15 protein-coding genes and 1 pseudogene are annotated in these 14,588 nt (G+C 50.2%); 8 read left to right on the top strand and 8 right to left on the bottom strand.

Going from position 1 to position 14,588, the window contains the following annotated elements; translation table 11 throughout:
• Positions 1–39 precede the first annotated feature (39 nt).
• The 5 genes from LH51_RS11910 to fba are packed head-to-tail and all read left to right on the top strand — an operon-like array spanning position 40 to position 5,621.
• Positions 40–1,419, top strand: a complete 1,380-nt coding sequence (locus LH51_RS11910) for a ribulose-bisphosphate carboxylase (protein ID WP_036522376.1) — start codon at positions 40–42, stop codon at positions 1,417–1,419.
• Positions 1,420–1,476: 57 nt separating this feature from the next.
• The gene (locus LH51_RS11915; RefSeq protein WP_036522378.1) at positions 1,477–2,280 is read left to right on the top strand and encodes a CbbQ/NirQ/NorQ/GpvN family protein; all 804 of its coding nucleotides are present in this window, start codon (positions 1,477–1,479) and stop codon (positions 2,278–2,280) included.
• A gap of 2 nt (positions 2,281–2,282) precedes the next feature.
• Positions 2,283–3,767 carry a hypothetical protein gene (locus LH51_RS11920; RefSeq protein ID WP_052063730.1) on the top strand — a complete coding sequence of 495 codons (1,485 nt, stop codon included), beginning with the start codon at positions 2,283–2,285 and terminating at the stop codon, positions 3,765–3,767.
• Between the two features lie 5 nt (positions 3,768–3,772).
• Positions 3,773–4,552 (top strand): nitric oxide reductase activation protein NorD, encoded by a 780-nt coding sequence (locus LH51_RS19320; protein ID WP_052063731.1) that lies wholly within the window; start codon positions 3,773–3,775, stop codon positions 4,550–4,552.
• A gap of 19 nt (positions 4,553–4,571) precedes the next feature.
• Entirely contained in the window at positions 4,572–5,621 is a 1,050-nt protein-coding gene (gene fba, locus LH51_RS11925) for a class II fructose-bisphosphate aldolase (protein WP_036522380.1), read from the top strand.
• 24 nt (positions 5,622–5,645) lie between these two features.
• On the opposite strand, the gene LH51_RS11930 is transcribed toward fba, so the two are convergent.
• The 3 genes from LH51_RS11930 to LH51_RS11940 form a co-directional block, all read right to left on the bottom strand.
• Complete coding sequence (locus LH51_RS11930; protein ID WP_036522382.1) at positions 5,646–6,299, bottom strand: response regulator; 654 nt, start codon at positions 6,297–6,299, stop codon at positions 5,646–5,648.
• Positions 6,300–6,503: 204 nt separating this feature from the next.
• Positions 6,504–6,746 (bottom strand): hypothetical protein, encoded by a 243-nt coding sequence (locus LH51_RS20575; protein WP_036522383.1) that lies wholly within the window; start codon positions 6,744–6,746, stop codon positions 6,504–6,506.
• A gap of 35 nt (positions 6,747–6,781) precedes the next feature.
• A complete protein-coding gene (locus tag LH51_RS11940) occupies positions 6,782–7,507 on the bottom strand; it encodes a DNA-binding protein (RefSeq protein ID WP_036522385.1) in 726 nt (241 codons plus the stop codon).
• Between the two features lie 148 nt (positions 7,508–7,655).
• On the opposite strand from LH51_RS11940, the gene rimO reads away from it, so the two are divergent.
• A complete protein-coding gene (rimO, locus tag LH51_RS11945) occupies positions 7,656–8,972 on the top strand; it encodes a 30S ribosomal protein S12 methylthiotransferase RimO (protein WP_036522388.1) in 1,317 nt (438 codons plus the stop codon).
• Here rimO and LH51_RS11950 read toward each other — a convergent pair whose 3' ends face one another.
• Positions 8,973–9,608 carry a hypothetical protein gene (locus LH51_RS11950; protein ID WP_052063732.1) on the bottom strand — a complete coding sequence of 212 codons (636 nt, stop codon included), beginning with the start codon at positions 9,606–9,608 and terminating at the stop codon, positions 8,973–8,975.
• A 66-nt stretch (positions 9,609–9,674) separates the two neighbouring features.
• Between LH51_RS11950 and LH51_RS11955 the strand changes: the two are divergent.
• Both LH51_RS11955 and LH51_RS11960 read left to right on the top strand, forming a co-directional pair.
• Positions 9,675–10,006: pseudogene (locus LH51_RS11955) on the top strand (DUF1904 family protein).
• Positions 9,978–10,853 carry an NAD-dependent protein deacetylase gene (locus LH51_RS11960; protein WP_200881983.1) on the top strand — a complete coding sequence of 292 codons (876 nt, stop codon included), beginning with the start codon at positions 9,978–9,980 and terminating at the stop codon, positions 10,851–10,853. Before LH51_RS11955 ends, LH51_RS11960 begins: the two are co-directional and overlap by 29 nt.
• Here the strand turns inward: LH51_RS11960 and folM are convergent.
• The 4 genes from folM to LH51_RS11980 form a co-directional block, all read right to left on the bottom strand.
• The gene (folM, locus tag LH51_RS11965) at positions 10,841–11,545 is read right to left on the bottom strand and encodes a dihydromonapterin reductase (protein WP_036522393.1); all 705 of its coding nucleotides are present in this window, start codon (positions 11,543–11,545) and stop codon (positions 10,841–10,843) included. The two genes, LH51_RS11960 and folM, sit on opposite strands and share 13 nt — an antisense overlap.
• 25 nt (positions 11,546–11,570) lie before the next feature.
• Entirely contained in the window at positions 11,571–12,209 is a 639-nt protein-coding gene (gene folE, locus LH51_RS11970) for a GTP cyclohydrolase I FolE (protein ID WP_036522395.1), read from the bottom strand.
• A 31-nt stretch (positions 12,210–12,240) separates the two neighbouring features.
• A complete protein-coding gene (folX, locus tag LH51_RS11975) occupies positions 12,241–12,606 on the bottom strand; it encodes a dihydroneopterin triphosphate 2'-epimerase (RefSeq protein WP_036522399.1) in 366 nt (121 codons plus the stop codon).
• 122 nt (positions 12,607–12,728) lie between these two features.
• Positions 12,729–14,270 carry a bifunctional GNAT family N-acetyltransferase/carbon-nitrogen hydrolase family protein gene (locus LH51_RS11980; RefSeq protein ID WP_036522403.1) on the bottom strand — a complete coding sequence of 514 codons (1,542 nt, stop codon included), beginning with the start codon at positions 14,268–14,270 and terminating at the stop codon, positions 12,729–12,731.
• Positions 14,271–14,588: the final 318 nt, after the last annotated feature.

Below are 14,588 nucleotides of genomic sequence, written 5' to 3' on the forward strand. Positions count from 1 at the left end.
CATGACTACACTGCTCCTATCAATAAAAAGGAGCGCATCATGGATCAATCAAAACGCTATGCCCGCCTGGACCTGACCGAAGAAGAACTCATTAAAGGCGGTAAACATGTGCTTGCCGCCTACAAAATGAAGCCCAAGGCCGGTTATGGCTATCTGGAAGCGGCTGCACACTTTGCAGCTGAGTCGTCTACGGGTACCAATGTAGAAATCAGTACCACCGATGATTTTACCCGCGGCGTGGATGCATTGGTTTATCACATAGATGAAGCCACTGAAGATATGCGCATAGCCTATCCCATTGATTTGTTTGACCGCAACATGCTGGATGGAAAAACCATGCTGGTGTCCTTTCTGACATTGGCCATCGGCAACAACCAGGGCATGGGCGACATAGAACATGCCAAAATGATCGACTTCTATATGCCACCAGAAATGCTGTCATTGTACGATGGTCCGCAGGTCAATATCGAAGACCTGTGGCGCATTCTGGGGCGGCCGGAAAAAGATGGCGGCTATATTGCCGGTACCATTATTAAACCCAAGCTGGGATTGCGCCCGGAACCCTTTGCCAAGGCCGCCTATCAGTTCTGGTTGGGTGGAGACTTTATCAAGAATGATGAGCCACAGGGCAATCAGGTGTTTGCACCGATGCAGAAGGTAATCCCGCTAGTCGTCGATGCCATGCGTCGTGCGATGGATGAAACCGGACAGGCAAAAATCTTCTCGGCCAACATCACCGCCGACTGGCATGATGAAATGATCGCTCGGGGTGAGTTTATTCTGGATGCCTTTGGTGCGGATGCCGATAAAGTCGCCTTTCTGGTAGATGGTTATGTCGGTGGTCCTGGTATGGTCACCACGGCCCGACGTTATTTTCCCAATCAGTTTCTGCACTACCACCGCGCTGGACATGGCGCCGTCACCTCCCCTTCGGCAAAACGTGGATATAGTGCCTATGTGCTGGCAAAAATGTCACGTTTACAGGGTGCTTCGGGTATCCATGTCGGCACGATGGGCTATGGCAAGATGGAAGGTGAAAAAGATGATCGTGATATCGCCTATATCATCGAACGTGACAGCTTCCAGGGCCCGGTCTACTTTCAGGACTGGCATGGCATGAAAGCCACCACACCGATTATTTCCGGTGGCATGAATGCACTGCGGCTACCTGGATTTTTTGAAAATCTAGGCCATGGTAATGTCATCAATACCGCCGGTGGCGGATCTTACGGTCATATTGACAGTCCAGCGGCTGGTGCGCTGTCCTTACGTCAGGCCTATGAGTGCTGGAAAGCAGGGGCGGATCCCATCGAGTGGGCCAAAGAGCATCCAGAGTTCGCCCGCGCCTTTGAGTCTTTCCCGAACGATGCCGATAGCATCTTCCCAGGCTGGCGCGACAAGATTACCTCTCACCGTTAAACCCGTTCAGGCAGGTATGCAAAACCGCTTACCTGCCTGGCGCAGCGAGGTTATTTTATGAGTCATCCACTGCAAGACTTTATGCTCTCATCCGAGCCCTTCTATCAAGCCAAAGGGAATGAAGTTGCTCAATACCGTGCCGCCTATCAACAAAAACTACCTGTTTTGCTTAAAGGTCCCACCGGGTGTGGCAAAACCCGCTTCGTTGAACACATGGCCTATACACTGGGTAAACCCCTGATTTCGGTAGCTTGTAATGAAGATATGGCGGCCAGCGATTTAATGGGCCGCTTCTTACTCAATGAACAAGGTACACAATGGATTGATGGCCCGCTGACACTCGCCGCGCGTCATGGCGCTATCTGTTACCTGGACGAAGTGGTAGAAGCCCGACAAGATACCACAGTAGTTATTCACGCCCTGACCGATTATCGCCGCCGCATTCTGCTGGAAAAAATCAATGAAGTCGTTGAAGCCCATGCTGACTTTCAATTGGTGGTGTCCTACAACCCTGGCTATCAAAGTCTGGTGAAAGACCTGAAACCTTCTACCCGTCAGCGGTTTATCTCATTTGAGTTTGATTTTCCTGAAGCACAAACCGAAGCATCCATTCTGGTGCGCGAAACCCATCTGGATGCAGACACCTGTCGATTGTTAGTAGAAATAGCACAGGTCGGACGGCGTCTTAAAGGTCATGGTTTAACCGAAGGCATCTCGACCCGTCTGCTGGTCAATGCGGCACATCTGATTAATCAGGGCATAGATTTTAACGATGCCTGTCAGTTGGCACTGATTTCACCTGTCACAGATGATGCAGAAATTGCTGATACGCTCCGCCATGCGGTTCAGGCAATGAGTTGAGTATGGCAAAGCATCCGTCTCAGCCAACCGGGTTCACCGACGCGCAGATGCAAGCGGCATGGCTAAAGTTAGATTGTGCCCTGCCAGATGTAGTGCAGTGTTTTGAGTTCTGCTGGCCTTCAGTTGAAAAGCAACTAACGCAAGAGGCGCGCGAGGCGTATCTTGAAGTGGCTGGCTTTATTGGCAAAATGGGTTATGGCAGTGAACCTGTCACAGACTTTTTGTCACAATGGCCCGATGCCCAGCTCTACCTTGGCAACACCGGTCTTAGGCGGCTTAAAGAATTTTTGCAACACTTCTGGTGTTCTGCGAATGCTAAAGCGATCACGCTGTTATTGCGGAAACTCAGCCTGATAGCCAAAGCGACAGGTTCTGCAGAGGCGTTTAATTCCTGGCTAAGCTGTTGCTATAAACTGGCAGAGCAAACCACCCCGAGGATCCATGGGCAAGAATCATTAGGGCCAAGCCAGGCACTACTAACCCTATTGGAACACAGTGGCGAGTTGCTGCAGCTAGCCACTAGGTCGGCGCTCGATACCTGGGTGGATTTTGGTATTCGGTTAAGTAATGGTAATCCTGAGCAGGAAAAAGCCTATTTTTCACTGGCCAGCTCAGAAAGTCAGGCGGTGTTGTTGAATAGCTGTGATGGAGATCAGTTCAGGCGGCATGAAAAGGGTTTACAAGCCTATCTGACGGGTCTGTGGCAATCGGATCAGCTACTCATACCCTATTCCACACTAACGACAAAAACGCAGGATTGGTTGCCCTACGCTGATGATGAGGGCATCAGGCTACCAGATATCCTTCCAACCCTGTCAGGTGTTCGTGGACTGGATCAGTACCGCTTGATGCTTGGCCACCTGCTTATGCATCAGCAGCATAGCCGCCCTCGCTATGCGGATAATCTCAGCCCGTTACAACGACTCACGATTGAGTGGTTTGAAGATATCCGTATGGATCGCTTGTTCATGCAACGCTTCCCGGGACTCATCCCCCTGCTCCGGCTGCTCCACCCTAAACCGGATGCTCACACTTCGCTACCCAACCAGTCGGCTGTAATCGTGAGGCTGTGTCGTTTTTCCAGAAGTCTGATAGATCCAGGCTATATAGATGAAGACTTCATCATTCAGCAGTTTGCCGTCAGATTTAATCAACAATTACAGGCTGCGCCGTTGGATGATGATCAGTTTGTCGAACTGGCTCTGGAGTTTGTGACGCGAACCCGTCAGGGAAAGGATCAGTTTGCCAAGGTTACCTTTACCGAGACACACGTGCCCTGGCGCGATGATAACCGGCATCTGTGGGCTTATATTGAAGCGGGTGATGAAGAAGAGTTATTTGATCTGCCCAAAGCTGACGAGCCAACCGAGCCGGAACACTTGCCTGCTCGGGTCTATGCGGAGTGGGACTATCTGTTGCAAGGCTATCGCCCTGACTGGTGTCAGGTTTATGAAGCATTAGCCCCGCAGGTTCCGCCCAGACGATAGATGTGATGCTGAACAGAAATCGGGCCCTGATCAAGCAGATTCGTCAATTGGCGGAGCGCCTCAAGCCTCAAAATCCGCAGCGTTTACGCTATCAGGAAAAAGGCAATGAGCTGGATACAGATGAACTGATTCGTGCCTGGCTGGATCTGAAAACGGCCAATACGCCAACGGATAACATTTATTTCAGGCATTTTCACCAAGGACGCAGTATCGCCCTGCTATTACTGCTTGATCTGTCCCATTCCCTGAATGATCCACTCATTGATGGCAGCAGTAGTTTGCTGGAGTTGAGCCAGGAAGCGGTTTCCGTACTGGCAAGTGCCGTTGATGCGCTGGGTGATGACATGGCCGTGGCCGGGTTCAATTCCAATACCCGTGAAGCGGTACATTATCAGCATATCAAAGGATTCAGTGAACCCTGGGATGACACAGTTAAAGGCAGATTAGCGGCTACAAATGCGCGCTACTCTACCCGTATGGGGGCCGCCTTACGACATGCCGGTCAGTATCTGGCGAAACAAAAAGCCGATAAAAAGCTGCTGTGGATTTTGAGTGATGGAAAACCTGCTGATATTGATGTCAAAGATACCCTCTATCTGACTCAGGATGCTGCCAAGGCTGTACAGGAGCTGCAAGCCGATGGTGTACACAGCTACTGCATTAACCTCGATCCCAAAGCCGATGAGTATGTTTCCACTATTTTCGGCCAGAGATACTGCGTTATAGATGACGTAAAACGTCTACCGCAGACCCTGCCCAAACTATTTCTTTCGTTGACACATTGATAATAAAAAGGAGCCACTCATGGCATTAGTTTCACTTAGACAACTACTCGATCATGCCGCTGAACAGGGTTATGGTTTACCGGCCTTTAATGTGAACAATATGGAGCAGGTGCATGCGATTATGCAGGCCGCCGATGCAACTAACAGCCCGGTTATTTTGCAGGGTTCAGCCGGAGCACGAAGTTACGCTGGTGAAGTCTTTCTGCGTAAACTGATTGAAGCCGCTATTGAAACCTACCCTCACCTGCCGGTTTGTATGCACCAGGATCACGGTGCCTCACCCGCTGTTTGCTTCCGTTCTATACAGTCCGGTTTTAGCTCTGTCATGATGGATGGCTCGCTACTTGAAGATGGCAAAACCCCCTCAAGCTATGACTACAACGTCAAGGTTACCCGACAAGTGGTGGAGCTTGCGCATGCCTGTGGTGTATCAGTTGAAGGTGAGCTGGGATGTCTCGGCAGTCTGGAAAGCGGCGAAGCCGGTGAAGAAGATGGTCACGGTGCCGTGGGCAAGCTGAGCCAGGATCAACTCCTGACTGACCCGGATGAGGCTGCAGATTTTGTTGCCAAAACAGGGGTTGATGCACTGGCTATCGCCATAGGTACCAGCCATGGCGCGTATAAATTTACCCAACAACCCACTGGTAAAGTGCTCAGAATTGACCGTATAGCCGAGATACACCAGCGCATTCCCAATGTGCATCTGGTCATGCACGGTTCATCCAGTGTGCCACAGGAGTGGTTAGCTATTATTAATCAGTATGGCGGTGACATGGGTCAAACCTACGGTGTGCCTGTAGAAGAAATTGTTCAGGGTATTAAGCATGGTGTACGTAAAGTGAACATAGATACCGACTTGCGCATGGCATCTACCGGTGCGGTCAGACGATTCCTGAGTGAGGAAAAGCAAAACTTTGATCCAAGGAAGTTTCTTAAACAAGCGACTCAGGCGATGAGCGAAATTTGTATGGCCCGGTATCAGGCTTTCGGCTGTGAAGGCATGGCCAGTCGCATGGGCAGGGTTTATCGGCTGGAAGAGATGCAGCAGCGCTACATCAAAGCTGGCTGAGAAAGCTTGGCGTAGCGCTCAAGCTCAACTGGCGGTAAAGCCGGAACGTACCGCCAGCTTGACCAGCTCGGCATTATTCTTGAGCTTGAGTTTACGCAGGATATTGGCACGATGTGCATGTACCGTTTTCGGACTGAGAGACATGGCATCAGCAATTTTGCTGGCCGAGTAACTTTCAGCCAGCATACTGAATACTTCAAGTTCACGTTTACTCAGGCAGGATGCAGGCGACTGAGTAACGGCACCATCCATCTCATGTTGTACTGCGGCCGAGAAATAGGGTATGCCTTTAGCCACGGACTCTACGGCTAAAATCAGCTCATCTGGCGCACAATGCTTGGTCAGATACCCCATGGCACCGGCCGTAACCGCCTGAGATGGATAGGGCTCACCGCTCATGGCTGTCAGTACCAGAAGCTTGGCTTTTTTGTTCATGCCAATGATTTTGCGAATGGTTTCAAGGCCGCAGGCGGAGGACACTTCCTCGGATTCTTTTTTAAACGGAATGGATAAGTCCAACACCACCACATCAGGCTTGTGCTCTTTACACGCCTTGATTGCGCAGTAGCCGGTTTCGGCTTCGGCTACCACCTCTATATCAGGATTTTTCTGTAATATCTGCTGGTAACCGGCACGAATGATGGAGTGATCATCGACCAGTAGTAAACGGATTGTCATAGTTACACGCCCTTTCTCAAACTATCTGCGCCCCGATATACGTCGTGTACATCAAGGTCAAGCGCAAAAGGCGATATTCCCTCCGCAGGGTCCAGATGAGCTGGTTGCGCTACCAACTCATCACTAAATCCTATCAGTTGTACGCCCTCCTTGCGACAATGTTGTAAAACTTTTTCCAGTGCACGAATGACTGCTAATTGCCTGTCATTGAGCTGATCGCTTTTTTTTCTGATCGGCACGACGCTTGGATGATACTTGTCGAACAACATAGTCACCATCGTCAACCAACTGTATACAGATACCTGCAACCTTCTCAGCAACCAATGCCACCTTGGCGGTCTCAAACAACTCCACATCACGGCAACAAAACACCTCACCAACAGCGGCGCTACGAATCATTTCGCGAATGCTTTGAACGGAGCTACCTTCAGGTATAAATTGTTCCATAATTTCAGCAGATTAACTCTTGATTTCAATCGGGATTATACAGAGTATCGCGCTTTAATAAGCTCCATCTGATGCCGCTGCTCAAGTGTTTGTTTTTCAGCCTCACTTAACTGGCGGCGCAACCCGGCATTGTCCGATTGTAAATCGGTGTTTTGCTTTTTCAACCGGGCTAACTCTTCTTCCTGAATACGGATTTTAACACGATATTCAATGACTTCATCATTTTGTGACAGACCTGGAGAAATTTGACTGGCTTGATGCAACTCGCGCTCAGCCGTATCCAGCTTGGCTGAAACACGAAACAGCTTTTCTTCCAGGTCTCTGTAGTCCTGGCTATGCTGCCGGAATTCCTCAAGAAGTACTGTGTGGCGTTGCAGTAGGGCCTGATGTTCATGCTGCAAAGCTGAAAGCGCTTGACCACCGCCTTGCTCTGCCTGCTTGAGCGCTTGTTCCAAAGTGGCGATTTTATCGCTATAGAGTGTGACCTGTTCATGAAAACGTTTTTCGGCATAAGCCAGTGCCCGGTCCCAGGTCTGACTGGCGAGCTTTACTACAGGTTCTGGCAGCTCCGGATGATCCTGACGACGATGAAGCCGCTCGCTAAGAGAGGCCCACCAGTCACCCAGTGCCCGGTTGATCGTGGTGATACTGCCGCTACCTATGAGCTCGCGCACATTCTGCTGCGTTGGACGTATGCCCTGCTCTAGTAGTGTGTCGGCCGCTTTGAGGACCGCCTGATGCGTATTGCTGGATCTGGCCATATTATTAGTACACGATACGTATTGAATGGTATGTATTGTAGGTTGATATTACCATGCTGTATCCAGTGTGCAAGCGAGTTTTCTCGCTAGTGGCAGCCGTTTTGGTTAAAATCGCGCTTTGATTTTTTAATTGAGGTTTTTGGATTACATGAATGCACCCAAGGTAGGTTTCGTCAGTCTGGGCTGCCCCAAGGCACTGGTCGATTCTGAACGTATCCTTACACAGCTTCGCACTGAAGGTTACGAGATCTCCCCTTCCTATGATAATGCCGACATAGTGGTGGTAAACACCTGTGGCTTTATCGATAGCGCCAAGGCTGAATCACTGGATGCCATCGGTGAAGCAATCAAAGAAAACGGTCGCGTTATCGTCACCGGCTGCCTGGGTGTTAATGAGCAAGAGATCCGTAATCTGCATCCACAGGTGCTTACTGTCACAGGTCCTCAAGCCTATGAGTCTGTTGTTAGCGCCGTACATGAGCACGCGCCTCATCAAGCTGAGCATGATCCGTTTATTAGTCTGGTACCGCCCCAGGGTATAAAGCTGACACCAAGGCATTACGCTTATGTCAAAATCAGTGAAGGCTGCAACCATCGCTGCACCTTTTGTATCATCCCATCGCTGCGTGGTGATCTGGTATCGCGCAAAGCTGATGAGGTAATGCGTGAAGCTGAAGGACTGGTGAAAGCGGGTGTTAAGGAATTACTAATAGTTTCTCAAGATACAAGTGCTTATGGGGTAGACTTAAAGTATCCATTAAGTATCTGGAATGGCCGTCCAGTCAAAACCCGCCTGCTGGAACTCTGTCAGGCACTGGGTGATTTAGGGGTTTGGGTACGCCTGCACTATGTCTACCCTTACCCATCTGTGGACAAAGTCATTCCACTGATGGCCGAAGGCAAGATCCTTCCCTATTTAGATATCCCGTTTCAGCATGCCAGCCCACGTGTGTTAAGCATGATGAAGCGCCCTGCGCATGCCGAAAACACCCTGGAACGCATCCATACCTGGCGTGCGATCTGTCCTGAGCTGGTGATTCGCAGCACCTTTATTGTCGGATTCCCGGGTGAAACTGAAGAAGACTTTCAGCTGCTGCTGGATTTTCTTGAAGAAGCGCAGCTTGATCGTGTCGGCTGTTTCCAATACTCCCCTGTTGATGGCGCCACAGCAAACGATTTGGCTGAAGCCATTCCTGATGAAATCAAGCAGGATCGCTGGGAGCGCTTTATGGCGGTTCAGGCGCGCATCAGCGCAGCCCGACTGCAGCAGCGCATTGGCACGGAAATCGATGTCATCATTGATGAAGTGGTCGAAGAAGGCGCTGTAGGACGCAGTAAAGCTGATGCACCAGAAATCGACGGCCAGGTGTACCTCGACAACGCCACTCACCTCAAACCCGGTACGATTATCCGGGCACGTGTTGTGGACGCGGATGAATACGATCTTTGGGCTGAACCTGTCTGATTACCGGATTATCAGGCGCCGCCCTGACGGCGCCTGAGGTACCAGATCACAGTAGAGCGATCCACGCAGGAAGTGCTCCTGCTCGAGGTGACGACTGACGCCGCGCTGCAGTTGCTGGCGCGTCGCAGCCATCTCGATACACTCACTATTCGCTGACCACTGTAGTGCACGCGGCGAACGACATAAGCGCACCACCTGACCATCAAACCCTGCGTATAAGTCTTGTTGATAACGATTGCGCGTATCGGACAGAGTGATTTCAACCGGATAACCGCTAACAAGGTCCATCGCCAAGGGACGCACAGGTTCCCAGCGCCCCCGGATATAACCTTCGGCTGACTCCAGTATGCATTGCACCCGCTCACCGTAACCGGCATCACGCCGGCGCTGATCCAGTTCAGCCGCTGCTTTAATCGCTTCAGCTTCGCGTGCGCGCGCCTCTGCCTCTCGGCGGGCCTGAGAAGCCTGATTCAGTGCTACCTGCTGGCTGCGCGCATCCAGTTGCTGCTGTGGTGTGAGTAACACCCATTGCTCTTCAGGTATACCCAACGGGTAGTGAGCCGCACAGGCACTTAAACCACCAAGCAATAGAACCAGGCAAACCCGTTTGAACGTAACAGAATTGATATTTATCATAGTGCTACTCTATTCAGTGTAAAATGACTGACAGCTTAACCATCTCGTATTTAAGGAAATTTATTCATGCCACAGCTTCAATTTCACGGTATCGATACTCAGGCCATTCAACAGTGTTCGCAGCAACTGGTCGATGATCTGTGTCAGGCCATGGACACCACACCTGACAATTTTCTATTGGAAGTCATTCATTCTACACAGATTCTATCGGGTGAAATTGTGCCCCCTTCCCGTTCGTCGATGTGCGCTGGTTCGAACGCGGCCAGGCGGCCAGAGACCGAAGTGCCGCTGTGATTGCCAAGCATTTGAATGCAGAGGGTTACAATCCGGTGGAAATCATATTCACCGCGCTAGAGGCGAATGCTTATTATGAGAACGCTATCCACTTCGGTAACTGAGGTGATATCAGCACCACCCTTGGCCGGTGATGCTGTCGAAAAGCTGCTGCATTTTATCCAGCAGCATCCTCGTCTGGTGGTACTCACGGGTGCGGGTGTCAGTACCGATTCAGGTATTCCGGATTACCGTGATGCCCGTGGTGAGTGGAAACAAAAGCAGCCAGTCCAGCACCAGGCTTTTATGACCCAGCCAGATGTTCGTCAACGTTACTGGGCGCGCAGCCTTCCCGGCTGGCCGGTGATACGTGACGCTCAACCCAACAGCGCGCATTTTAATCTTGCTCAAATGGAACATAGCGGTCATGTGCAACAGCTAGTCACGCAGAATGTCGATCGGTTGCATCAGAAAGCCGGCTCTCATCAAGTGACTGACCTGCATGGTCGCTCTGACCAGGTGATTTGCATGACCTGCCATTATCGTGCCGAGCGGGATGAAGTGCATCAACGTGCGGCTGAGATCAATCCGGAATTTGCAGCGATTAAGGCGGTAGCCGCTCCTGATGGCGATGCACATGTGGAAATGGACTTCTCTCGCTTTAAAGTACCTGACTGCCCGAAATGTGGCGGTATTTTGAAACCGGACGTGGTATTTTTCGGTGATAACGTACCCAAACAACGCGTTGAAAGCTGCCTGGAAGCACTCAGAGCCAGTGATGGCCTGCTGGTGATAGGCTCATCGCTAATGGTGTTTTCGGGGTTTCGCTTCAGTCGTCGCGCCGCCGAATGGGGCATACCGATAGCTACTCTCAGCCTGGGGCGCACACGGGCTGACGAACTATCTCAACTGCAGATCAATGCGCCGATTCGGGAAACCATGGAACAGGTCTGTGGTGTCTATTTTAAATGACGCCCACCATCAACGGCCAGACTGCGGCCGGTGACATAGCGACTTTGTAGCAGGTAATCCACGGTCTGCAACATTTCATCTGCGCCAGCTTCCTTGTTCATCAATGACTTGGCGCGGGCTTTTTGCTTGTATTCTTCGCTGTCATCTTCATTGAACAGGATGAGCGCAGGAGCAATACTGTTGACCTTTACCTTGGGCGCCAGCAGTTGGGCAAAGGACAGGGTCATATTGGCAAGGGCGGCTTTGCTGGCGGCGTAGGCAATATGCTTTCGACTGCCCTTTTCGGCTACATAATCAGTCAGATGAATAATGTCAGCTACCTCGGAGGCCATTAGCTGCTCCTGCAGCGCCAGATTCAATTGATAGGGTACGGCAACGTGTACCTGCATCATGGCATGGAGTGTGGCAACGGCTGTCTCGGCACCACTATCGGGTAACCAGTCGGAGGCGTTATGGATAATGCCACGTAACACGGGTGACTGATGTCGCACCTTCTCAACTAATTCAGTGACCTGCGCGGGCTGGTTAAAATCACACTGAACCAACTCAACGCCCTGCTCGCTTAACTCTGCCAGTGATGGCCTGTCAGTTCGATAGGTTCCGATGACCTGATAGCCTTGCGCCTGCAGGTGTTCAGCAAGGTGTTGACCTATGCGCTGGCCAACACCGGTAATCAGTAGCGTTCCACTCAAACCGCTTCTCCTTATCTGAACAGCACTATTTTAAAAACTCCGCACGGGTATGGATATTCGCTTTAAAAACCCCACCCAAGGCCGTGGTGGAAGTGCGTGAATTGACATCCATAACCCCTCTTGATTTGACACAATAATGTGTCGCTTCGATCGAGACGGCAACATTTTCAGTCTCAAGTAGCGTTTGCAGGGCGATTAAAATCTGCTGTGTCAGACGTTCCTGCACCTGAGGTCTTTGTGCAAAAAACCTGACTAAGCGATTGATTTTAGACAAACCAATAATCTTATCGCCAGGTATATAGGCTACCTTGGCTGAACCATCAATGGTAATAAAATGGTGTTCGCAGGTGCTGGTAAGATCTATAGCAGAGACCTTGACCATCTCATCCACTTGCATCTTGTTTTCGATCAAGGACATGGTTGGAAAGTTGCTATAGTCGAGACCAGAGAAAATCTCATACACATACATTTTAGCAATGCGATGAGGGGTTTCGGCCAGACTATCATCAGTCATATCCAGCCCTAATGTCTGCACCACATCCGTCATGGATTGCTTGATTTTTTCGTATTTTTCGTCTGACGTTAAACTATGCGCTGTAAGCGGTGTTTCCAGCCCTCGATCAATAAGAACCTGACGAACGCGTGCGGCTTCCGTTGATATCATCCTAAGTGCTCCCGTGTGCTGTCTTTGTGCTTTAGCACTTATCGTATTGAAGGGTTAAGGACACAGAGTCGGCAAATCTCAATGCATGAGGCTTGTCGATGCGTACCTGAGCATGGGTCACCACAGCCGGTTCCGCACAGATATTAAGCACATCGGATACCAGCTTTTCCAATAACAGAAACTGGCCATCTTCAACATGCGCAATAATTTGCTTGGTAATGCCTTTGTAGTCTAGTGCTGCATCAATATCATCCGTTAAACAACCACGATTGACCGGATAGTGTATCTCGGCATTAATCACCACATCTTGCTTTTTTTCACGCTCTTCCGGATTGAATCCGATAAAGGTTCGAAGTCGCAAGTTTGTAATCTTGATAATGGCATTACTAAAAGGCATGTAATTAGTCTCCGACCTGTGTTAGCTCAACTTACGCACCATGGCATGGAAATGGAGCACAACAGACCATAAAAAACCTAGTATTTTACTATAGTATTCATTTGCACCCTGTCTATGCAACGCTATTCCGCATCATCAAACCATTTCAGTCGGTACAGATCATGACGACGATCACGCAAATTATTGACCGAGCCTTCAAAATGCAACTGCTGCAGCTTATCGATATCCAGATCAGCAAAGAGTAACTGCTCGGAGTTGGCCACGGCTTCGCTTTGTATGGCATCGTGCGGGAAGAACAGGTCTGAGGGTGTGAATACGGCACTTTGGGCATATTGAATATCAACATTGTCTACGCGGGGCAAGTTACCACAAGAGCCACCGATTACCACATAGCACTCATTTTCTATCGCCCGCGCCTGAGCGCAATGTCGAACCCGCAAGTAGCCGTTTTTGGTATCTGTCCAGAAAGGTACAAACAGGATATCGAGTTTCTGTTCTGCCAGAATGCGGCCCAGTTCAGGAAACTCAACATCGTAACAGATCAGAATCCCTACCCTGCCGGCATCCGTTTCAAAGGTCTGGATACGATCGCCACCACTGATAATCCAGTCACGCCGCTCTGAAGGTGTGATGTGAATTTTACGCTGCTCTTCCACGCTACCATCCCGACGACAAAGATAGGCTACGTTGTAGACTTCATCGTTATCAATCAGGGGTAAAGAGCCCGCAATAATATTGATGTTATAACTCACCGCCATCTGCGACATGCGATAACAGATCTCTTTGGTAAAACCGGCCAGAAAACGCATCGCTTCCACTGCAGACAAGTCCGGCGCCAGACCCATCAACGGTGCGCTGAAAAACTCAGGGAAAAGCGCAAAATCTGAACGGTAATCAGACATGGCATCGACAAAAAATTCAACCTGATTTAACAGGTCATCCACTGAGTGGGTATGTTGCATCTGCCATTGCACCACACCGACACGCACTTGCGATTTGATACTTTCATAAGCAATGCTGTTATCGTCACGCTCGTAAAAAATATTGTCCCATTCGAGCAGTGTCGCATAACCGGCTGAGTTGGTGTCTTCAGGCAGGTAGCCGCGCATCAGTCGCTTAACAGTGAAGTCGTTGGATAGCTGAAAAGACAGGATCGGATCATGAATACTCTTGCGCCCTACCGCCTCGATATAGTCGGTAACCTCCATCTGGTCAGCCACCTTATGGTAACCAGGCAAACGACCACCGGCCAGGATCGCGCGTAAGTTAAGATCGCGACAGAGTTCTTTACGGGCCTCATACAAACGCCGCCCTAACCTTGCACCGCGGTAGTTGGGGTCAACAAACACATCCAGCCCATAAAGCGCATCGCCCTTGGCATTATGACCAGGGATGCGCGCTTCATTGATCACCTCATCATAGCGATGTGGTATCGAGTATTTGTCATACTTAACACATAGCGTCAATGCCACAGCAACCACTTTATCATGGTCAACGATGGCGATCTGTCCTGCGGGAAACAGCCGGATTAGCTTGGCCAGGGTTGCTTCGGACCAGGCACCGCCAAGATCTGGATAGACTTTGGCCATAATATCAGCCAACTGAGGGTAATCAGCCAGTGTAATGGGACGTATATTAAGGCGAGTACCTTGAGGTTCAGTCATCGACGATTCCTTGCGCTGCATCATTATTAAGCGCGTTATTCTAGCATAAAAACCGCCACACCCCTTCAATCTATCCACTCAGCGCTTTTTCCATGGTGACATGTGGGTTAGTGCCATGCTGGGGTGGTGGTATCGCTTTGGTGTGACACAATGGGATGGACTCCTCCTCACCTAACCGGCATCTATGTGCCAAAATGGTGAGTAGACCACAAACCATCTAACGATGAGGAGAAGCACAGATGACTATTATCCGTGTTGGTGTTGATATTGCAAAGTCTGTTTTTCATGTTCATGGTGCTGACCGTCAGGGTAAAACCT

Source organism: Nitrincola sp. A-D6 (assembly GCF_000764495.1).
In the GTDB taxonomy this organism is placed as follows: domain Bacteria; phylum Pseudomonadota; class Gammaproteobacteria; order Pseudomonadales; family Balneatricaceae; genus Nitrincola.